19 protein-coding genes and 2 pseudogenes are annotated in these 19496 nt (G+C 62.7%); 16 read left to right on the forward strand and 5 right to left on the reverse strand.

All coding sequences use genetic code 11. From position 1 onward, the window contains the following. The first annotated feature begins 75 nt into the window (after nt 1–75). The 10 genes and pseudogenes from nifD to U0023_RS27240 form a co-directional block, all read left to right on the forward strand. The gene (nifD, locus tag U0023_RS27195; RefSeq protein WP_009762338.1) at nt 76–1578 is read left to right on the forward strand and encodes a nitrogenase molybdenum-iron protein alpha chain; all 1503 of its coding nucleotides are present in this window, start codon (nt 76–78) and stop codon (nt 1576–1578) included. Nucleotides 1579–1702: 124 nt separating this feature from the next. Continuing rightward, nucleotides 1703–3244 carry a nitrogenase molybdenum-iron protein subunit beta gene (gene nifK, locus U0023_RS27200; RefSeq protein WP_009762337.1) on the forward strand — a complete coding sequence of 514 codons (1542 nt, stop codon included), beginning with the start codon at nt 1703–1705 and terminating at the stop codon, nt 3242–3244. A gap of 61 nt (nt 3245–3305) precedes the next feature. Then, complete coding sequence (nifE, locus tag U0023_RS27205) at nt 3306–4796, forward strand: nitrogenase iron-molybdenum cofactor biosynthesis protein NifE (RefSeq protein ID WP_009762336.1); 1491 nt, start codon at nt 3306–3308, stop codon at nt 4794–4796. Nucleotides 4797–4805: 9 nt separating this feature from the next. Next, a complete protein-coding gene (gene nifN, locus U0023_RS27210) occupies nt 4806–6188 on the forward strand; it encodes a nitrogenase iron-molybdenum cofactor biosynthesis protein NifN (RefSeq protein ID WP_009762335.1) in 1383 nt (460 codons plus the stop codon). Then, on the forward strand, nt 6154–6645 hold the full coding sequence (gene nifX / locus U0023_RS27215; RefSeq protein WP_009762334.1) for a nitrogen fixation protein NifX: 492 nt from the start codon (nt 6154–6156) through the stop codon (nt 6643–6645). Before nifN ends, nifX begins: the two co-directional genes overlap by 35 nt. A gap of 17 nt (nt 6646–6662) precedes the next feature. After that, on the forward strand, nt 6663–7142 hold the full coding sequence (locus U0023_RS27220) for a NifX-associated nitrogen fixation protein (protein ID WP_009762333.1): 480 nt from the start codon (nt 6663–6665) through the stop codon (nt 7140–7142). Between the two features lie 27 nt (nt 7143–7169). Then, nucleotides 7170–7373 carry a CCE_0567 family metalloprotein gene (locus U0023_RS27225; RefSeq protein ID WP_009762332.1) on the forward strand — a complete coding sequence of 68 codons (204 nt, stop codon included), beginning with the start codon at nt 7170–7172 and terminating at the stop codon, nt 7371–7373. Further along, on the forward strand, nt 7370–7687 hold the full coding sequence (fdxB, locus tag U0023_RS27230; protein WP_009762331.1) for a ferredoxin III, nif-specific: 318 nt from the start codon (nt 7370–7372) through the stop codon (nt 7685–7687). The genes U0023_RS27225 and fdxB overlap by 4 nt, the downstream gene beginning before the upstream one ends. Beyond that, nucleotides 7659–7916, forward strand: coding sequence for an exopolysaccharide production repressor protein (locus U0023_RS27235; protein WP_245272860.1), 258 nt, complete (start codon nt 7659–7661; stop codon nt 7914–7916). Before fdxB ends, U0023_RS27235 begins: the two co-directional genes overlap by 29 nt. A gap of 111 nt (nt 7917–8027) precedes the next feature. Further along, nucleotides 8028–8752, forward strand: a pseudogene (locus U0023_RS27240) (1-aminocyclopropane-1-carboxylate deaminase); the annotation flags it as partial. On the opposite strand, the pseudogene U0023_RS27245 reads toward U0023_RS27240, so the two are convergent. Both U0023_RS27245 and U0023_RS27250 read right to left on the reverse strand, forming a co-directional pair. Further along, nucleotides 8751–8972: pseudogene (locus tag U0023_RS27245) on the reverse strand (IS6 family transposase); the annotation flags it as partial. The pseudogenes U0023_RS27240 and U0023_RS27245 overlap by 2 nt on opposite strands. 59 nt (nt 8973–9031) lie before the next feature. Beyond that, nucleotides 9032–10078 (reverse strand): IS630 family transposase, encoded by a 1047-nt coding sequence (locus tag U0023_RS27250; protein ID WP_009488659.1) that lies wholly within the window; start codon nt 10076–10078, stop codon nt 9032–9034. Between the two features lie 394 nt (nt 10079–10472). Here U0023_RS27250 and U0023_RS27255 point away from each other — a divergent pair, with 394 nt between their 5' ends. The 5 genes from U0023_RS27255 (at nt 10473) to U0023_RS27275 (ending at nt 14805) form a co-directional block, all read left to right on the forward strand. Continuing rightward, complete coding sequence (locus tag U0023_RS27255; protein ID WP_052600416.1) at nt 10473–11048, forward strand: ISAzo13-like element transposase-related protein; 576 nt, start codon at nt 10473–10475, stop codon at nt 11046–11048. Then, nucleotides 11038–11667: an ISAzo13 family transposase gene (locus U0023_RS27260; protein WP_322883798.1), complete on the forward strand. Its 630-nt coding sequence runs from the start codon at nt 11038–11040 to the stop codon at nt 11665–11667. The genes U0023_RS27255 and U0023_RS27260 overlap by 11 nt, the downstream gene beginning before the upstream one ends. Before the next feature lie 189 nt (nt 11668–11856). Continuing rightward, nucleotides 11857–12828, forward strand: coding sequence for an IS110 family RNA-guided transposase (locus U0023_RS27265; RefSeq protein ID WP_009489241.1), 972 nt, complete (start codon nt 11857–11859; stop codon nt 12826–12828). A gap of 300 nt (nt 12829–13128) precedes the next feature. Beyond that, nucleotides 13129–13959: a recombinase family protein gene (locus U0023_RS27270; RefSeq protein ID WP_009489239.1), complete on the forward strand. Its 831-nt coding sequence runs from the start codon at nt 13129–13131 to the stop codon at nt 13957–13959. A gap of 15 nt (nt 13960–13974) precedes the next feature. Next, a complete protein-coding gene (locus U0023_RS27275; RefSeq protein ID WP_009489237.1) occupies nt 13975–14805 on the forward strand; it encodes a zinc ribbon domain-containing protein in 831 nt (276 codons plus the stop codon). Nucleotides 14806–15187: 382 nt separating this feature from the next. Here U0023_RS27275 and U0023_RS27280 read toward each other — a convergent pair whose 3' ends face one another. From U0023_RS27280 to U0023_RS27290, 3 genes are read right to left on the reverse strand one after another with little or no spacing between them, the layout of a single operon-like run. Further along, nucleotides 15188–15727: an autotransporter outer membrane beta-barrel domain-containing protein gene (locus U0023_RS27280; RefSeq protein ID WP_009489235.1), complete on the reverse strand. Its 540-nt coding sequence runs from the start codon at nt 15725–15727 to the stop codon at nt 15188–15190. Between the two features lie 7 nt (nt 15728–15734). Further along, entirely contained in the window at nt 15735–16838 is a 1104-nt protein-coding gene (locus U0023_RS27285; protein WP_009489233.1) for an autotransporter outer membrane beta-barrel domain-containing protein, read from the reverse strand. A 60-nt stretch (nt 16839–16898) separates the two neighbouring features. Further along, nucleotides 16899–17876, reverse strand: a complete 978-nt coding sequence (locus U0023_RS27290) for a S8 family peptidase (protein ID WP_040637912.1) — start codon at nt 17874–17876, stop codon at nt 16899–16901. A 251-nt stretch (nt 17877–18127) separates the two neighbouring features. Between U0023_RS27290 and U0023_RS27295 the strand changes: the two genes are divergently transcribed. Then, entirely contained in the window at nt 18128–19252 is a 1125-nt protein-coding gene (locus tag U0023_RS27295; RefSeq protein WP_009489072.1) for an IS4 family transposase, read from the forward strand. The last annotated feature ends 244 nt before the right edge of the window (nt 19253–19496 follow it).

A 19496-nucleotide genomic window follows, 5' to 3' on the forward strand; every position in this document is an offset into this window, starting at 1 on the left:
TTGACCCGGCGTGCCTTTCCACGAACGGCGCCTCCTCGGCGAGGCGTCACCCGAACCTTGAAAGGGGCAGGGCCCATGAGCCTGGACCACGAGAATAACGGCGCTCTCCATGAGAAGCTTATCGAGGAAGTGCTGTCGCAATATCCAGATAAGGCGGCGAAGCGCCGCAAGAAGCACCTCAGTGTTGCCACGCGCAGGGATGAGATCGGCGAGGCGGGCAAGGTCCTGTCCGAATGCGACGTCAAATCGAACATCAAGTCCATTCCGGGCGTGATGACAATCCGCGGCTGCGCCTATGCCGGCTCCAAAGGTGTGGTGTGGGGTCCGGTCAAGGATATGGTCCACATCTCGCACGGACCAGTCGGTTGCGGTCAATATTCCTGGTCGCAGCGCCGCAACTACTACACCGGCATGACGGGCATCGACACGTTCGTGACGATGCAGTTCACCTCCGACTTCCAAGAGAAGGACATCGTTTTCGGGGGCGACAAGAAGCTGGAACAGGTCATCGACGAGGTCGAGGAACTGTTTCCGCTGAACAAGGGCATCACCGTGCAGTCCGAATGCCCGATCGGCCTGATTGGCGACGATATCGAGGCGGTGTCGCGCAAGAAGGCCAAGGAGCACGCCAAGACGATTGTGCCGGTGCGCTGCGAGGGCTTCCGCGGCGTCTCGCAATCGCTCGGCCACCACATCGCCAACGACGCGATCCGCGATTGGGTCTTCGACAAGAAGGAAGTCGAGTTCGAGCCCAGCGCATACGACGTCAACGTCATCGGCGACTACAATATCGGCGGCGACGCCTGGGCCTCGCGCATCCTGCTCGAGGAGGTGGGGCTGCGCGTGGTCGGCAACTGGTCGGGGGACGCCACGCTCGCTGAGATCGAGCGCGCGCCGAAGGCTAAGCTCAACCTCATCCACTGCTACCGGTCGATGAACTACATCTGCCGGCACATGGAGGAAAAGTACGGCATCGCCTGGATGGAATACAATTTCTTTGGCCCCTCCCAGATCGAAGCCTCTCTGCGCAAGATTGCCAAGCATTTCGGGCCGGAAATCGAGGACAAGACCGAGGCGGTCATCGCCAAGTACCGGCCCTTGGTCGATGCGGTCATCGCCAAGTACCGGCCGCGCCTCGAGGGCAAGACGGTGATGCTCTATGTCGGCGGCCTGCGTCCCCGTCACGTCATCACGGCCTACGAGAATCTCGGCATGGAGATCGTCGGCACCGGCTACGAGTTCGGCCACAACGACGACTATCAGCGCACTGGCCATTACGTGAAGAAGGGTACGCTGATCTATGACGACGTGACCGGTTACGAGTTGGAGAAGTTCATTGAGGGGATCCGCCCTGATCTCGTTGGCTCCGGCATCAAGGAGAAGTACCCGGTACAGAAGATGGGCATCCCGTTCCGTCAGATGCACTCCTGGGATTATTCCGGCCCGTATCACGGCTATGACGGGTTTGCCATCTTCGCCCGCGACATGGATCTGGCCATCAACAACCCGGTCTGGGACCTCTACGACGCCCCCTGGAAGAAAAAGGCCGTGCCGCTGGCGGCGATGGCCGCCGAATGAGACCTGGCCTCCCACGGGCAGGGAGGCCGATAAACGCCCGCAGGCTTTGATCCGCGGGAGACCTGAAACGTCTCGACATCCCTGTGCCGCCGTATGGCGCGGCCAGATGGAAGAGGTGACCACCATGCCGCAGTCGGCCGAAAAAGTTCTCGATCATGCTCCCCTGTTTCGCGAGCCGGAATACAGGCAGATGCTCGCCGCGAAGAAGCTGAATTTCGAATGTCCGCACCCGGATCAGGGCGTTGCTGATCAACGCGAGTTCACCAAGACCTGGGAATACCGCGAAAAAAACCTCGCTCGCGAAGCGCTTGTCGTGAACCCGGCCAAGGCCTGCCAGCCGCTCGGCGCGGTGTTCGCGGCAGCCGGTTTTGAGCGGACGATGTCCTTCGTCCATGGCAGCCAGGGCTGCGTGGCCTATTACCGCTCGCACCTGTCGCGCCATTTCAAGGAACCTGCGTCCGCCGTTTCCTCCTCGATGACCGAGGACGCGGCGGTGTTTGGCGGTCTGAAGAACATGGTTGACGGGCTCGCCAACACCTACACGCTCTACGACCCAAAGATGATCGCCGTCTCGACCACCTGTATGGCGGAGGTCATTGGCGACGACCTGCACGGCTTCATTGAGAACGCCAAGAACGAAGGCTCAGTCCCGCGTGACTTCGACGTGCCTTTCGCCCACACGCCGGCGTTCGTCGGCAGCCATATCGATGGCTATGACGGCATGGTGGAGGGCGTGCTGGAGCATTTTTGGGATGGCAAGGAGCGCACGGAAGCCGCTGGCACCATCAACATCATTCCGGGTTTCGACGGCTTCTGCGTCGGCAACAACCGGGAAGTGAGGCGCCTGCTCAACCTGATGGGCGTGTCCTACACCTTCATCCAGGACGCCTCTGACCAGTTCGACACGCCGTCGGACGGCGAGTTCCGCATGTATGACGGCGGCACCAAGATCGAGGACGTGAAGGCGGCGCTTAACGCCGAGGCGACACTGTCGCTACAGCATTACAACACCCGCGATACGCTGAACTATTGCGCGGAAGTCGGGCAGGCGACGGCCTCGTTCCATTACCCGCTCGGCGTCCAGGCGACCGACGAGTTCCTGATGAAGGTGTCGGCGATTTCCGGCAAGGAAATCCCCGAGGCCATCCGCCTGGAACGCGGCCGATTGATCGACGCCATGGCAGACAGCCAGTCCTGGCTGCACGGCAAGAAATACGCGATCTACGGCGATCCTGACTTCGTCTACGCCATAACCCGGTACATCATGGAGACCGGCGGCGAGCCGATCCACTGCCTCGCCACCAACGGTACGGCGGCCTGGGAAGCCGAGATGAAGGAACTGCTTGCATCCTCGCCCTTCGGCGAGGATGCCCAGGTCTGGGCGGGCAAAGACCTCTGGGCGATGCGCTCGCTGCTCTTCACCGAGCCGGTGGACCTGCTAATTGGCAACTCCTATGGCAAGTATCTGGAGCGCGACACCGGTACGCCGCTGATTCGGCTGACGTTTCCGATCTTCGACCGGCACCATCACCATCGCTTCCCGCTCATGGGCTACCAAGGCGGGCTGCGCGTCTTAACGACGATTCTCGACAAGATCTTCGACAAGCTCGATCGCGAGACGATTGAGCCGGGCGTGACGGACTATTCGTATGATCTCACCCGCTAAGAGCAGCGGCCGGCCTTCGTCGAGGCCGGCCGTCTTCCGATGACCTTTGGAGACCGGCGCCATGTCCTCGCTCAGTGCCAAAATCCAGGATGTCTTCAACGAGCCCGCCTGCGAGAAGAACCACGGCAAGGATGCCAAGGCGCGCAAAAAGGGCTGTTCGAAGCCGCTGACCCCCGGGGCGGCAGCCGGCGGCTGCGCCTTCGACGGCGCCAAGATTGTGCTGCAGCCGATCACCGACATCGCGCATCTGATCCATGCGCCGCTCGCCTGCGAGGGCAATTCCTGGGACAACCGCGGCGCGGCTTCGTCCGGGCCAACGCTGTGGCGCACAAGCTTCACGACCGACCTCAGCGAACTCGACCTGGTCATGGGGCAGAGCGAGCGGAAGCTCTTCAGAGCGATCCGCGAGATCAAGGAAGCGTATGCGCCGCCGGCGATCTTCGTCTATTCGACCTGCGTGACGGCGCTGATCGGCGACGACATCGAGGCCGTCTGCAAGCGCGCCGCGGAAAAGTTCGGCTTGCCGGTGGTGCCGATCAATGCGCCAGGCTTCGTCGGCTCCAAGAATCTTGGCAACAAGCTTGCCGGCGAGGCGTTGCTCGATCATGTCATCGGCACGGTGGAGCCCGACGATGCCGGCCCTTATGACATCAATATCCTTGGCGAATTCAACCTCTCCGGCGAGTTCTGGCTGGTGAAGCCGCTTTTGGACAAGCTCGGCATCCGGGTGCGTGCCTGCATTCCGGGCGACGCACGCTACCTCGACATTGCCTCCGCGCACTGCGCCCGGGCGGCGATGATGGTGTGCTCGACCGCGCTCATCAATCTCGCCCGCAAGATGGAGGAGCGCTGGGACATCCCGTTCTTCGAGGGTTCCTTCTACGGCATCACCGACACCTCGGAAGCACTTCGGCAGATCGCTGACCTGCTCGTGAGGAAGGGTGCCGATCCGGAGATCATCGACCGCACCGAGGCGCTGATTGCAGAAGAGGAGGCAATTGCGTGGAAGAAGCTTGAGGCTTACCGGCCGAGGCTCGAAGGCAAGCGCGTGCTGCTCAACACCGGCGGTGTGAAGTCCTGGTCGGTCGTCCATGCGCTGATGGAAATCGGCATTGAGATCGTCGGCACCTCGGTCAAGAAATCGACGGTGGAAGACAAGGAGCGCATCAAACAGATCCTCAAGGACGAGAACCACATGTTCGAGTCGATGGCGCCGCGCGAGCTTTACGCCATGCTCTCAGAGCACAAGGCCGACATCATGCTGTCGGGCGGGCGCACGCAATTCATCGCGCTGAAGGCCAAGATCCCCTGGCTCGATATCAACCAGGAGCGTCACCATCCCTATGCCGGCTATGACGGCATGGTGGAACTCGTACGCCAGATCGACCTCGCCATTCACAACCCGATCTGGTGTCAGGTGCGGGAGCCGGCACCGTGGGATTGCCTGCCTGCCGTGGAGGAGGAGATGCTGGGAGAAGAGGGAGCAAGAGCTACCGTCGACGCCTTCAAAAAACTCGCCGGCACGACGGCCGGCGACTTCGGCGAGTGTTGAGGTAAGCCAATGGTCCGCATCCTTCCCCAGACCAAATCGGCGGCGGTCAACCCGCTGAAGTCGTCGCAGCCACTGGGCGCGGCCTTCGCCTTTCTTGGCGTCGAGGGTGCGATGCCGCTGTTTCACGGCAGCCAAGGCTGCACCAGCTTCGCGCTGGTGCTCTTCGTGCGGCACTTCAAGGAGACGATCCCGCTGCAGACAACGGCGATGGATGAGGTCGCGACGATCCTCGGTGGGGCGGACCATTTGGAGGAGGCGATCCTCAACCTCAAGACCCGCACCAATCCGAAGCTGATCGGGGTCTGCACGACAGCGCTGGTGGAAACCCGTGGTGAAGACTTCGCAAGCGACATCGCCAATATCAGAGCGAAACGTGGCGAAGAACTCGCCGGCACGAAGGTCGTGCTGGCCAACACACCGGATTTCCACGGCGCGATCGGGGACGGCTGGGCCACGGCCGTCACCGCGATGATCGAGGCCATCACGCGGTCAGGCAAACAGGTACGAGACGCAAAGAAGATCGCCATCCTGCCCGGCTGGAACCTGACCGTGGCCGATATCGAGCATCTGCGCGAGACGGTGGAGAGTTTTGGACTGCAGGCGGTGATTTTCCCGGATGTTTCCGGCGCACTCGACGGCACGGTTCCTGATCGCTGGATTCCGACCACATATGGCGGGACGACCATCGACGAGATCCGCGAGCTTGGCACGGTGGCGCACTGCATCGCCATCGGCGAGCATATGCGCCGCCCGGCTGAGGTGCTGCACCGGCTGACCGGCGTGCCTTACGTGCTGTTCCAGTCGCTGACCGGATTGAAAGGCGTCGACCGGTTCGCCTCGCTGCTGTCCGCGATTTCGGGCGCTGCGGTGCCGACCAAGCTCCGCCGTCGCCGGGCGCAACTGCAGGATGCGTTGCTCGACGGACATTTCCATTTCGGCGGCAAGAGAATTGCGATCGCCGCCGAACCAGACCAGCTCTACCAGCTTGCGACCTTCTTCATCGGCATGGGCTCCGACATCGCGGCCGCAGTCACCACGACCGATACGTCGAAAATTCTCGAGCAAGTGCCGACAGAATCGGTCCAGGTTGGCGATCTCGGCGATCTGGAAGGTCTTGCCGCCGGCGCTGATCTTCTCGTCACCCATTCACACGGACGCCAAGCGGCGGAGCGCCTCGGCATTCCCCTCATGCGCATTGGCTTCCCGATCTTTGACCGGCTCGGCAGTCAGCACAAGCTCACAATCCTCTATCAGGGGACGCGCGACCTGATCTTCGAGGTCGCCAACATCTTCCAGGCCAACCAGCGCGCGCCGACGCCTGAGACTCTTGATCCATTCCGCAACCGAGACATGCCAGATGGCCTCCGTTCGTCGCTTCTCGCTCGTCGCTGACGTGGCTCACGCACCGATGCCGGAACGACAAGCCGGCGCATTGCGCGTGGCGATCGCCACACAAGACATAAAAGGCTGCAACGCCCATTTCGGGTCGGCCAAGCGCTTTGCCGTCTACGACGTGACGCCCGACGCGTGGAATTTCGTGGAAGCCGTAGCCTTCGATGACGTTTCCGACGAGAGTGGGAAGCATCGGACCGAGGGCGACGACCGCATCACCCGGAAGGTGGAGGCGCTGAAGGGCTGCCATCTTTTGTTTTGCCTGGCTATCGGCGGGCCTTCGGCAGCCAGGCTTGTTTCGGCAAAAGTCCAACCGGTCAAAGTGCCTCAGCCTCAATCCATCGAAGACGTCCTGTCGCGCACCAAGACAATGCTCAGGACGGCTCCTCCGCCCTGGCTGCGCAAGGTGCTGGCGGAAGCAGGCGTCCCCGAAAAGAAACCGTCCTTCGAGGACTGAAATGAGGAGAACGCGAGATGTCTGATGCCGCAGTTAGCCCTGCTGTCAACGAGGACGAAACGGCCCTTGCCACCCCTTTTGTCAAATGCCTCGTGCGGCTCATCCGCGCTCAGGGTTCCTATGGGTCATGGGAAGGCCAATCGGATGCCGAGCTGCTGGCCGACTTCATCGTCACCAAGGAGCAGCGCCGTGCGATCCCAATCATTGGCGATCCCGATCCGGACGTGTTGTGGCGGCTCGACCTTTTTTACACCGCCGTCGGGCTTGCGATCGAGGAGCGCTCCAGCCTGATGGCATCGCCGATGATGGAGATGAGCCATGAGGGCTTCGGGTGCGTGCTTCTCACGACCGGGCGGTTGGTCGTTCTGTCGAAGACCCTACGTGACGTCCACCGGTTCGGCTTCGAGACGCTTTGGAAACTCGCTGCGGCCGGTACGAAACTGGTCGACGATGCGATCACCGTCATCGAAGCCTATCCCGACGTGGCGCGGGCGTGATGAAACCGGTTTTCGAGGAAGGGGATCATGCCGGACGTTGAAGAGCTGCAGAAGAAGGTCCGCAAGCTGCAGTCGCGCGCGGGAACTGCGAAGATGGAACTACACGATTTTGCCGAGGACCTCCCGGTCAGCTGGACCGAGATCAAGGCGGTCGCCGAGAAAACGTTCAACGCTTTTTCCGAGTTGGACGCTGCCAAGAGGGAGCTCGCTGCGCTGGAGAGTTCACGATGACGGGCCCTTTCGTCACCCGCGACGGCTCCCAGTGGATGCCGGACTATCTGACCGCGATCGATGGCATGACCTGCATCGGTTGCGGCCGCTGCTTCAAGGTCTGCTCGCGCGAGGTCATGCACCTTTACGGCATCGATGGCACGGGTGAAGTCCTCGGCGTCTGCGACGGCGAGGACGACGACTTCGATGGCCTGCTCAATCGTATGATCATGGTCGTCGACCATCCCGGCCGCTGCATTGGCTGCGGAGCCTGCGCCCGTGTCTGCCCGAAGAACTGCCAGACCCATGCTGCGGCCGACACGGTGCCTGCATGATCTGACGCACAAACCCGCGAGAACGGCCTTGCCCTTCAGGATCTTTGATCGCGTCCTGCGGCTGGCCCTGTGCACCAACGCTCTAACTGTCTATCTCGACTCGCATGCCATTCGCACAGTAATCATCGCAACGTTGGCTTGTGCGCTGCTTCTTCAGGTAGGCTATTTCGGAAGCGTGCTCCTTCTGTTCCGGCTGCTTTGTCTGCAAAGGAGGGTTTGGAAATCATGACGGGGCTCTTCTGGGACATCGGAGAGCGCAGCTGACCTCACATCAAACACGCCTCTTACCATGACTTGCGGATTGCCAATTTCAGTTCAATCGCCAACCGCTGGGGAGAACATGCTGGAAAAGTTCAAACGCCACCCGCTCACCTTTGGACCCACGCCCATCGAGAAGCTCGACCGCCTCGGCCAGCATCTCGGGGAAAGGTGGAAATCTACGCCAAACGCGAGGATTGCAACTCCGGTCTCGCGTTCGGCGGCAACAAGCTCCGCAAGCTCGAATACATCATCCCCGACGCGATCGCGTCAAAGGCTGATACGCTTGTCTCCATGGGCGGCGTGCAGTCCAACCACACGCGGATGATCGCCGCGGTTGCCGCCAAGATCGGTATGAAATGCCTCCTGGTCCAGGAGAGCTGGGTACCGCATGAGGATGCCGTCTACGACCGAGTCGGCAACATTCTCTTGAGCCGCATCATGGGAGCAGAGGTACGCCTAGTCGAGGAGGGCTTCGATATCGGCATCCGCCGCAGTTGGAAGCAGGCGTTCGACGACGTCAAGTCAAGGGGCGGCAGACCCTATGCGATCCCAGCCGGGGCCTCCATTCACAAATACGGTGGTCTCGGCTACGTCGGGTTCGCGGAGGAGGTGCGCGCCCAGGAGAAGCAGCTTGGATTGGCCTTCGACTATATCGTGGTTTGCACGGTCACAGGCTCGACGCACGCCGGCATGGTCGTCGGATTCGCCAAGGATCAGCGACAGCGCAAAGTGCTCGGGATTGATGCCTCCGCAACCCCTGCCCAAACCAAGGCACAGGTGCTCAACATTGCGCAACATACTGCCTCCAGGAGCCAGACCGATGCCCCTGATATCGACGGACCCGCTTCTCGATCTCCGGAGCATAGTGGTGAACCCAACGCATGATCGTGGATGGGTCGACTTCAACGCCACGCTCCTGCATCATCTCAGCCAAGTCACGGTAGCTGATGCCATACTTGCAGTACCAGCGCACGCACAACAGGATGATCTCCGCCGGAAAGCGACGGCGTTTGAACAAAGACAACGGAGTGGCTCCTTAATCAGCCGCTCCTCGTTACACGGACGAGGTTATTGATCCGGTCCTCATTGTCTTGAGCATGCGGCGTAGCGGACGGGTTTGTGGCTGAAATAGCTTCGGACGCGCCGGGGCGATTTCGAGAGGCGACGCATATGGCTGACCGTTGCCCGCTTGAGCTGCTGTTTGCTGCGCGCGGGCGCCTGGCGGGTGACAACCTGCTTCAGGTCGGCGTTCAGGCACTCCTCCGGGTTCAGCTCCGGGCTGTAAGCCGGCAGGTAGAAGACCTCGATCTTCGCCCGATGCGCGGTAAGCCAGTCGCGGACCCGGGCGGCGCGATGCACCCGCAGCCGGTCCAGGATCAGGAACACCTTGCGCTTTGCCTCGCGGATCAGGCGTTGCAGGAAACGGATCAAGATTGCGGCATTCACCGCCGCGTCGACAATCATCCAGCGCAAGGCGCCGCGATTGCTCACCGCCGCGATCAGGCTCAGCCCGGCGCGCCGATGGCAGACCCGGATCACCGGCGTCCGGCCCCGGGGCGCATAGCCGCGGCCGCGCACGTCGTCGGCGCGCAGACCGGTTTCGTCACCCCAGAAGATGGTGCCCCGCGCCTGCCGGGCCGCCGCGACGATGGCCGGGTACTCCCGCCGCAGCCAGTGCCGCACCGCGGCCGGGTTCTGCTCGTACGCCCGCCGGAGCGGCTTCTGCGCGGTGAAGCCCCAGCGCGCCAGATACTTGCCCACGGTTCGCACGGCCAGCGCAATCCCACAGCGCTGCCAGATCACCGCACGCACCGCCGCCCGGCTCCACAGGGCGAACGGCAGGTCCAGTTCGTCCGGGGTGTGCCGGCAGATCAGGCGCTGAATCTCGGCCTCCTGGGCGGCATCCAGCAGCCGTTGCTCATCCGGCTTGCGCCCGCGTGGCTTGCTCACCAGCCCCTGCGCGCCCTCGGCCGCAAACCGCTGGCAGATGTCGAAGACCCCGGTTGGCGACAGCCCAACCTGGGCCGCGATCGCCCGGTAGGTCAGCCCGCGCTCCCGGAGCCCAATGACTTGCCGCCGGCGCTCCTCTTGAGCCGCCGCCGGCAGCTTGCGCATGTCCACGTGCTTCATGCTGATGAAGCTGGAGCCAACCAAGACCCTTTCAAGACAATGAGGACCGGCTCAATAATGCAACGGAGCCAAAGCGTTTCGCCTGTCGAAAGCCGACCAGCCGCGCGACTGCGCCCATCCGCCCCGAACGCCACGTCGCCCAGTCGATCGCCACCATCCGGGCTGAACTCATCTGCGCTCTCGTGCGAACGCTCCCACGATGTCCCTGTTGCCGCACAAAGTTTATGACACAGTAGTACTAGGGGCTTGGCAGGCAACAACCTGCCCAAATGGGCAACTGGTGCGTTGTTGGAACAAGGACCATCCGTTCTGAACGGAGCTGCCGATGTCGCTACCCTCCCTTCACCCATGTGGATGCCCCAAGTGTCACTCGCGCAAGCCCCATCCGGACCGCATGCTTCATCGGCAGATCAACCTGCTTGCCAGCCGGCTCGACGAACAGCAGCGCCGGTGGTTTATCGCGTTTGAGGCGATGCGGATCGGCTGGGGCGGCACTCAGCGGCTTGCCCAGATCACGGGCTTGAGCCCCCATACCATCCGGCGCGGCCGTCGCGAACTCGAGGCCGGGCTTGTTGACCGCCCCACCGAGCGCGTGCGGGTCGCCGGTGGTGGCCGTCCCACCCGAGAGGTCCAGGATCCTGAACTCCCACAGACCTTGGAGGAGTTGCTCGAAGGCGAGACAGCGGGTGACCCGATGGGTCGGCACGCCAAAGCCAAGCGGAGTTCTCTGCATCATCTGAGCCATGAGCTTGCCGTCGCAGGACACCCGGCCAGCCGCCCCACGGTGGCGCGCCTGCTGCGCCAATTGGGCTACTCGCCCAAAGCCAATGCACGGCGTACCGAGGCGCACAGCACGCCGCCTGAGCGCGATGCGCAATTCCAGCACATCGCCGAACAGCGCGCGCAGTTTGCAGCCACAGGTGAGCCGATCATCAGCGTGGATTCGAAAAAAAAAGGAATTGGTCGGTGACTTCAAGAACCCGGGCCAGACGTGGTGCCGGAGAGCCGAGCCGGTCTTGGTGCACGACTGGCCGCAGGATGCAGTCGGTCAGGCCATTCCTTACGGCATCTACGAGATCACAACCAACAGCGGCTATGTGTGCATCGGCGATTGCTTTGACACCCCGCGCTTTGCCGTTGAGGCGATCAGTGACTGGTGGGAGAGCGAAGGACAGAAGCGCTTTCCAGAAGCCGGGCGTCTCCTCGTCCTGGCCGATGCGGGCGGCTCGAACAGTTGCCGCTCCCGAGTTTGGAAAGCCCAGTTGCAAGAACAGCTCTGCGATGCCTGCGGGCTCGAGGTCACGGTGTGTCACTATCCCACCGGCTGCTCGAAGTGGAACCCAATTGAGCACCGGCTCTTCAGCTTCATCAGCTTGAACTGGGCTGGCGTGCCGCTGCGGACCTTTGCGACGATGGTCCGCTACATTGCCGGAACCGTCACGGCAGCCGGGCTGCGGGTGAATGCTCGCCTCAAGCGTGGTGGCAATGAGACCGGGGAGCGGGTCTCCGACGAGGTCATGCGTCGCCTCCACCTGAGGCCGCATGCCGTCTGTCCCGCATGGAATTACACGCTCTCGCCGCGAACTTGATAACCTGAATTGGCAAATAGTTGGCTGCCAAGCCCCTAGAGATCTCAGTCTACCAATCCGCTGCCCCACGAAACCTTATGCGCCCCAGGTTAATGCAACATGGGATTATTCCGGGCCTGGTGCCCTTCGACGGCAAAGTAGGATCTGATGTAATTAGGCCCAAACTGGAAGCCAACGGAGAGTATCCTCATGAAGCAGTATGTCGGGTTGGATGTATCGCTGGAGCAGACAGCCGTCTGCATTGTCGATGAGCATGGGAAGGCACTCTGGCGTGGCAAGTGCGCCTCGACGCCCGAGGCCATTGCTGCAGTCGTTAAAGCGAGAGCGCCGCATGTCGAGCGCATTGGCCTGGAGAGCGGCCCACTGTCGACCTGGCACTGGCATGAGTTGAAGAAGCGCGGCTTGCCTGTGATTTGCCTGGATGCGCGCCATGCGAAGGCGGCGCTGTCGCTGCAGGTGAACAAGACCGACCCGAATGATGCGCTGGGGTTGGCGCAGATCGTGCGCGCGGGCTGGTACCGGGAGGTCACCGTCAAGAGCCTGGACAGCCAGGTGATCCGCAGCTTCCTCAGCTCACGCGCTCGCTTGGTGGAGGTGCGCGTGGACCTGATCAACCAGATCCGAGGCATGCTCAAGCCCTTTGGTCTGGTCGCTGGCAAGGGAGGCCGTCAGCCCTTCATCGACCGTGTGCGCGAACTGGTGGCCGATGGGCCACTGAAGGATGCGGTTGAGGCACTCCTGAGCGCCTTGCAGGAGGTCAGCCGGCAAATCGGCATCCTCTCCCGTCGCCTCATGGGGCTGGCGCGCCAGGATCAGGCGGCTCGCCGCCTGATGACGGCTCCCGGTGTCGGCTCTCTGGTCGCGTTGGCCTATATCAGTGTCATCGACACACCAGACCGGTTCTCGAGCTCGTCCAGCGTAGGGGCTTACCTTGGCCTGACCCCACGACGGTACCAGTCGGGCGAGATCGACCGAAGCGGTCGGATCTCCAAGTGCGGCGATCCGTTGCTGCGCTCGTATCTGTTTGAAGCGGCCGGGATCGTGCTGAACCGGGTCTCGCGCTGGTCTGCGCTGAAAGCCTGGGGCACCCGGCTCGCCAAGAAGGTGGGCGGCAAGAAGGCGACCGTTGCGGTCGCGCGTAAACTGGCGGTGACGTGTTAGACAATGGTGCAAAGTTTGCGATCAGCTTTGTCCATACAGTCGCCCGCGAGGCTCTCCGGCGTCACACGACCGGTCTTGCGCTAAACCCTTCAACGGCTCTGGACAAACCAGACCGATGAAGGACGAGGACCGCCATGGCCAAGCTTTGCAAGCGGTGTCGCCCCTTGCGCCTTGAGGTCGGCTTCGAGGTCAGACGGGGCAGTCGGGACGCCTTGGGACGCGCCTACGAGCGCCTCCTGCCCCTGCGCAGCTGTTCGCTGCCATCACGGGCACAGGCTGCCATTTCCGAGGGAGCATGCGATGAGAACTCCGCATCTGAGAGCCATTTCGGCGCCGCAGACCCTGCAGGTCGCCCTCTACGCTCGGGTCTCCTCCGACCAGCAGGCTGAGCATCACACCATCGACAGCCAACTGGCGGAGTTGATCGCACGTGCGCAACAGGAGGGTCATTGTATCCGGGATGATCTGCGGTTCATCGACAACGGCCACAGCGGTGCCAGCCTGATCCGCCCAGCCTTGGAGCGGTTGCGCGATCTCGTGGCGCTGTCGGCGATTGATCTCGTCTACGTCCATGCTCCGGATCGTCTCGCCCGCAGCTACGCGCATCAGGTTCTGCTGCTCGAAGAATTCGCCCACGCCGGCACGCAGGTGATCTTCCTCAATCATCCGATCGGGACCACGCCCGAGGACAGCCTGCTGCTGCAGCTACAGGGCATGTTCGCCGAGTACGAGAGGGCGAAAGTGCTGGAGCGCAGTCGGCGCGGCAAGCGCCATCGCGCCCACACTGGTGCCGTCAGTGTTCTGTCTCGTGCGCCCTTCGGCTACCGCTATATCACGCGTGAGGCTGGCGGAGGAGACGCCCGCTACGAGATCGATGAGGAGGCCGCCCGGATCGTGCGCCAGATCTTCACCTGGGTCGGGCACGAGCGCTTGACGCTGGCTGGGGTCTGCCGGCGTCTGCAGGACAGCGAACTTCCAAGCCCGACGGGGCGGCGACACTGGAGCCGGGCGATGATCCATAGCATGCTGCTCAATCCTGCCTACGCGGGACAGGCGCTTTATGGTCGCCGCCAGAGCGTGCCATGGCGGCCGCCGCTTCATCCGCCGCGCGGCCACGATGGCCTGCCGTGACGGCCCTGGCGGCAAGTGCTCGCCCCGCCTGAGCGGCACATCGGCATCGTGGTGCCAGCGATTGTCGGCGAAGACCTCTTCGCGAGCGTCGCCGAGCAACTGGAGGAGAACCGCAGACGCAGTCGCGAGCGGCTTGCGGGCGTCCAGTATCTGCTGCGCGGCCTGCTGGTCTGCCAGAAGTGCGGCTATGGGTTCACCGGCCATCACCATCGCGGGCAGTGGCGTTACTATCGCTGTTGCGGCACCGACCGCAGCCGCTTCCACGGTGCGTTCCGGTGCGATGCCCGGCTGGTCGCCACGGAGTTGCTCGATGAGGCGGTGTGGACCGAAGTCTGCCGGCTGCTCGACGATCCGGCACAGGTTATCGCCGAGTATCAGCAGCGCCTAGACGCGGTGCAGGCCACGCCGCATCGGCTCGAGCTCGAGGCCCTCAACCGTCAATTGGCCAAGGCACACCGCGCAACCGAGCGACTGATTGACAGCTACACCGAGGGACTGATCGAGAAGTCCGAATTCGAGCCGCGCCTGACCGCGTTGCGGCGCCGGACAGCCCGGCTGGAAGCCGAAGCCAAGGCTCACCAGGAAGCGGATGACCAAGTCCGCTCGCTGCATCTCATCATTGGTAAGCTGGACCTATTTGCCGCGATGGTGCGCGAGCGGCTCGGGGCTGCGGATTGGGCGACGAAGCGCGACATCATCTGTACTCTCGTCAAGCGGATCGAGGTTGCCGATGATGTTGTTCGGGTGATCTTCCGGGTTGATCCCGGAACCTCAGGTTCACTTGGGACAGGCCAAACTTTGCACCATTGTCCAACACGTCGTGATCCTGCACCGGATGTGGCGTGACAACACGGACTTCCGGTGGGCGCGCCAGGACGGGCAGGCCGCATAAGGTAGCCGCCTCAAGAGATCCGCCAGATCTGGCGGTACGATGTCCCTTGTCGGGACGAGGCAGCAGCCATCGCGTGGGCACCGTTGCGGCCTGAAACCTGAACCTCAGGGAGCAGATTGACCGCGTATGCAACATGGCGAGGCTGAGGCTTCCGACCCCATCATGCGGCGGTGTCTGCCGACCGCGGAGAGAACCATGACCCGACAGGTGATATCAGCCAAACTGACGGAAAGGGCCATTCAAAGGGCTTGACCAGAATCCCCGGAATAAGAGAACGATGCCGGCCGGGCGGCCTTTCTCCTCTACGGTTTTCCGGTCGGCGTATCCGCCTGTCTGCTACCGGGTTTCGAAACGCCAGGTGAGATTGCTATTCAAGGCATGCTCCTGTGCATGCGTGCCGATCTGTCCCTGGTAGGCTACGCCAAAGGTAATGTCCTTCGCTGCCTGCCAATCGAGGCGGGCCTCTGCCACGAGCGCATTCCGGTCCACGGGAATGCCGGAGACAGCGAAGGTGATGGCCCCACCATGCAGCCCAAGAAGCACTGTCGGGTCCACATCGCCGTAGGCGTGGCGCCAGCCCAGCATGCCCCGCAGCGTCAGGGGAAAGCTCTTGCTCAGAGTGGCCTCGGCACGCAGGCCGAGAGTGGTCGTGGCGAGATCATGATCGCGTGAGAAGCCCGTCAGAGTCCCGATGCCGCCGTTCTCTGCAAAGGCGCCCGTATGCACACGCAGGACCGACGCACCGATGAACGGCTCGAGTTCGGCCGCTCCCAATCCAACGCGATATCCGACCTCGCCGAACGCCTGCATGGTCGCGCCGTCGTAGGACGAGGTCGCCTGATCCTGGAACCCGACGAACGTGATGCGGCGGGACATATCGATGTCATGTGCCGCATAGGACGCGCCGAGACGGCCGTTGATTGCTCCCCCAACGGGCTGAGCCGTAGAGGGCGCCAAAGATGCTCTCGTTGGTACCCGACGACAGGCGGGAAGCGACCTCGATGTCCGTGGCCGTGAAGCCGCCCGCGATGCCGATCCGGACATTCTGGTCGATGGTCGCGTCCGCGCCGAGAATGAAGCCGCCCCTCGAGGTGCTAGTCGCCCCGGCATTGCCGTCCGAGCGCATCCTGCCCCAGGAGCCGAAGCCCGAACCCCAGAGCGAGAAGACGCGGGAATCGAGGGTCGGGGAGTGGATGATATCGACCTGCTGGATGGGGCCGTCACTGGCCTGGGCGACCGTGACCGTCCCGGCCGACAGAGCCGTTTGCGGCTGGCGAAGGCGGTCGAGCAGTGCGCCGCTGACGAGAGCGGCATCGCCGTAGGTGGCTGTCACCTGGGAGCCGTGGGCATCACCCGAGAGGCTGTCCAGTGCGCCCGGCGTAAATGCGAGGCTATTCTGAATCAGCGCATCATTGACCGGATTGCCGTTTCCGAGACCTTCCGCCGCGACTGCCACCGAGGTCTGATTGGTGGATCGGGCGACGCTGGAAAAGGTCACGCCGTTCCGACGGAATGTGACTGACAGGTCGTTTGGAGCGTAGTCGAGGTCGGGGTCGAGATAACCCGACACGCTGTTGGTCCGGAAACGTCCGAAGGTTCCCTTTGTGCCGGCGTCGGACGACAGGATGATCATCCGCTTGTTCACCGGCGCGATACCGTTCGCCAGAGCGATCTCGAGCGTGCCGTTCGCAAGCGTCGTCTGACCCGAGACGGCCAGCTTACCGTGCCGGCCACGCGCGTTTGCGTCAACCCGGTATGTCGAGCTCTTCAGGAGGCGGGTGTCGCCATTCACCGTCAGGGTGCCGATCGAGCCCTGGTTGTCGCTGCCCGGCTCGAGGGTGCCTGCCACCGACAGGGGCGCTTCGATCCGGCCGAGACCTCGGAGAGTGGCTCCGACATGGACCGCCAGCCGCGACTTCACCGAACCGTTGAGGGTGAGGGTCCCGCCGAAAACGTCTGTGCCGCCCGCGTAGGTGTTCTCGCCCATCAGCAGCAGGTTGCCTTCGCCGCGCTTGATCAGCCCGCCCGTGCCGCGAATGTCGTTGGATCACGTGGAGTTCCGACCCTTGGTGTCCACATCGAACCGTTGAGCGTAGCCAACAGCCCCAAATTCATAGGGACGCTTCACAGCTCGTCCGAGATTGAACCTGCCGCGGCCGTAAATCTCGGGCGCGTCCGTTGGGATCGCGGTCGTCAGTATCACCTCGATGATCTGCCGGGCCGTCATGTACGGGAAGGCCCCACGCAGAACTGCGGCGCCACCCGAGACCACAGGAGCGGCCATCGACGTGCCGGCCATGCCGCCATACGTGCTGTTAGGCAGGGTGGATTGAACCAGGGCTTCCTCCTTGGTCTGCCCCTTGATCGGGAGGTCTCCTCCGGGAGCTGCGAGGCACCAGAGAGCGGCGATGCCGCAGCGATTGCTGTAGCTCGCGATCCGGCCCTGGCGGTCGGTTGCCACGACCGCGATGAGCGTGCCGGAGAGATCCGACATGTCGACCTCGTCGAGGTCAGGATCATTCATATCGGCGAATTTGTACGTCCTCGAATCGTTCGGATCCTTGAGGTCGAGCAAGAAACTGTAGATGCCTTGTCTGTGGTTTTCCGGGCGGATGGCAGGGAACAGTGCGATACCGCTGGGCTGGGCTGCGCCTTGCGGCTGATCGCCGTATTCGTTGCCAGCAGCGAAGACCATGACCACATCGTTCCTGGCCGCGGTCTTGACGGCTTCGTACTGGCTCCCGAGAGTGGGAAGAACCACGAGCTGAGACGGGAACTCGACATAATTTCGATTCGGCAGCAAAGTACCGTCTGGCCGCTGGATATATTTCTTCGGCAATGGCGGCGGCCCATAGCTGCCGTTGATGACCGAAGCGCCGTTCCTGGCCGCATACATTAGGCCGAGATTTGTGGAATACTTTCCCTCCTTCGCGACGCCAATGGCGCGCATGCTCATGATTGTGGCGTCGTAGGCAACACCCATCGTCCCGCGTCCATTGCGGGCGGCACCGATGATGCCTGACACGTGCGTCCCGTGTCCCACGATAGCGCTCAAGTCGAACGGATCGCGTTCGTCCGCGAAGAAACGCGAGCGAGGTGATATGCGTCCGGTGAACCTTGCAATTACCCACAATTCTGGCGTTGAACGGCAGCGCTTGCCTGGCTGAAACCGGCATGATTCCCTGTCTGGCTCCTCATCCCTGGAGAGAGGTGCCCCATGGACTGGGTTCTATCTCATCCCTCCCGTAATCATGCTCAGACCCGCAGGCCGGGATCATGTCAGGTGATCTCTGGCCCGCGAAGCTGCGGCTGTGCGGGTGCCACACCATGACGAGGGCCTCGCTCCCGGCACCCCACTCCATTGACGATGCTGCGGATGTCGTCGCCTGGGTCGATCGGGAGCTCGCCGGCTGCAGCTTGCCCGATCAACGTCTCGGCCGGCGCCTCCGCAAGCTTCTCGTCCAGATTGCCGGCGCCGTCGGAGGCAGCCTTCCGCTGGCCTGCCAGGACTGGGCCAACACCAAAGCAGCCTATCGCTTCCTGTCCAATGCCAAAGTCTCCGAGCACGCGATCCTTCAGGGCCACTTCCAGGCCACCCGCAGCCGCTTTGCTGCGGTCGATGGCCCGATCCTGGTCATTCAGGACACTACGGAACTGCCCTACCAGCGCGCACAGCCCCGGCGGATTGGGTCCATCTGCCGGGTCAACAGCGGGCGCGACAAGGAAGGCCGCTACAGGATGCACACGGTGTGCGGGCTGCTGATGCACTCCTGCCTGGCCGTAACCGCAGAGGGGCTGCCACTCGGGCTGTCGGCGATCAAGTTCTGGACGAGAGCTCAGTTCAAAGGCACCAAGGAACTCAAGCGCAGGATCAACCCGACCCGGGTGCCGATCGACCAGAAGGAGAGCATCCGCTGGCTCGAGTGCATGAAGCAGTCCGTGGCGCTGTTTGGCGCGCCGGAACGCTGCATCCATATCGGCGACCGCGAGAACGACATCTACGGGTTCTTCTGCACGGCTCAGGCTTTGGGCACGCACTTCCTGGTGCGGACCTGCGTGGATCGGCTGGCGGGTGATGGCCAGCACACCATTGCGGACGAGATGCAGGAGGTGACGGTCAGAGGACGGCATCAGGTCGAGGTCCGCAGCCCAAAAGGCGCTGTGAGCCTGGCGGTGGTGGAGCTCAGGTATCGCCGCATCCATGTTCTGCCGCCGGTCGGCAAGCAGAAGCGCTATCCGGCTCTGACCCTGACGGTGATCCACGCGCAGGAACGTCACACCCCCAAAGACCGGGCGCGGATTGACTGGAAGCTGATCACGGATCTGCCGGTGCGTTCCCGCGCCGACGCGATCCAGATGCTCGACTGGTACGTCATGCGCTGGAAGGTCGAGATGGTTTAATCACAAATGACAAATTCTGCCTGAGCAGCTTCGGACAGCTCAGGTTAAGTTGGTGGCGGTTGCCGTTGCACTTGCGCCAGCCGGAGCCAGGGAATTGCCCTGTGCCGCAGAGCAGATCTGCAGCAGGAGGCAACGATGCGGGAGTGGCGGGTGCACCGGACATGCCAGCCTCATCCGGACGGGCAGCGCCGGTGGGATCGGACCTATCAGCAATTGATGGCATGGACAAAGCTGTCACAAGACA

The sequence above is a fragment of the Microvirga lotononidis genome (assembly GCF_034627025.1).
Lineage (GTDB): Bacteria > Pseudomonadota > Alphaproteobacteria > Rhizobiales > Beijerinckiaceae > Microvirga > Microvirga lotononidis.

Excerpts from the sequence above, each read along its gene's own strand:
- nifN (WP_009762335.1), top strand. The coding sequence starts at position 4,806 with ATGGTCCGCATCCTTCCCCAGACCAAATCGGCGGCGGTCAACCCGCTG.
- U0023_RS27285 (WP_009489233.1), bottom strand. The coding sequence starts at position 16,838 with ATGGGCGAGAACACCTACGCGGGCGGCACAGACGTTTTCGGCGGGACC.
- U0023_RS27220 (WP_009762333.1), top strand. The coding sequence starts at position 6,663 with ATGTCTGATGCCGCAGTTAGCCCTGCTGTCAACGAGGACGAAACGGCC.
- U0023_RS27235 (WP_245272860.1), top strand. The coding sequence starts at position 7,659 with ATGCTGCGGCCGACACGGTGCCTGCATGATCTGACGCACAAACCCGCG.
- U0023_RS27270 (WP_009489239.1), top strand. The coding sequence starts at position 13,129 with ATGAGAACTCCGCATCTGAGAGCCATTTCGGCGCCGCAGACCCTGCAG.
- U0023_RS27265 (WP_009489241.1), top strand. The coding sequence starts at position 11,857 with ATGAAGCAGTATGTCGGGTTGGATGTATCGCTGGAGCAGACAGCCGTC.
- nifK (WP_009762337.1), top strand. The coding sequence starts at position 1,703 with ATGCCGCAGTCGGCCGAAAAAGTTCTCGATCATGCTCCCCTGTTTCGC.
- fdxB (WP_009762331.1), top strand. The coding sequence starts at position 7,370 with ATGACGGGCCCTTTCGTCACCCGCGACGGCTCCCAGTGGATGCCGGAC.
- nifE (WP_009762336.1), top strand. The coding sequence starts at position 3,306 with ATGTCCTCGCTCAGTGCCAAAATCCAGGATGTCTTCAACGAGCCCGCC.
- U0023_RS27250 (WP_009488659.1), bottom strand. The coding sequence starts at position 10,078 with ATGAAGCACGTGGACATGCGCAAGCTGCCGGCGGCGGCTCAAGAGGAG.
- U0023_RS27280 (WP_009489235.1), bottom strand. The coding sequence starts at position 15,727 with ATGTCCCGCCGCATCACGTTCGTCGGGTTCCAGGATCAGGCGACCTCG.
- nifD (WP_009762338.1), top strand. The coding sequence starts at position 76 with ATGAGCCTGGACCACGAGAATAACGGCGCTCTCCATGAGAAGCTTATC.
- U0023_RS27225 (WP_009762332.1), top strand. The coding sequence starts at position 7,170 with ATGCCGGACGTTGAAGAGCTGCAGAAGAAGGTCCGCAAGCTGCAGTCG.
- nifX (WP_009762334.1), top strand. The coding sequence starts at position 6,154 with ATGGCCTCCGTTCGTCGCTTCTCGCTCGTCGCTGACGTGGCTCACGCA.
- U0023_RS27295 (WP_009489072.1), top strand. The coding sequence starts at position 18,128 with ATGTCAGGTGATCTCTGGCCCGCGAAGCTGCGGCTGTGCGGGTGCCAC.
- U0023_RS27255 (WP_052600416.1), top strand. The coding sequence starts at position 10,473 with ATGCTTCATCGGCAGATCAACCTGCTTGCCAGCCGGCTCGACGAACAG.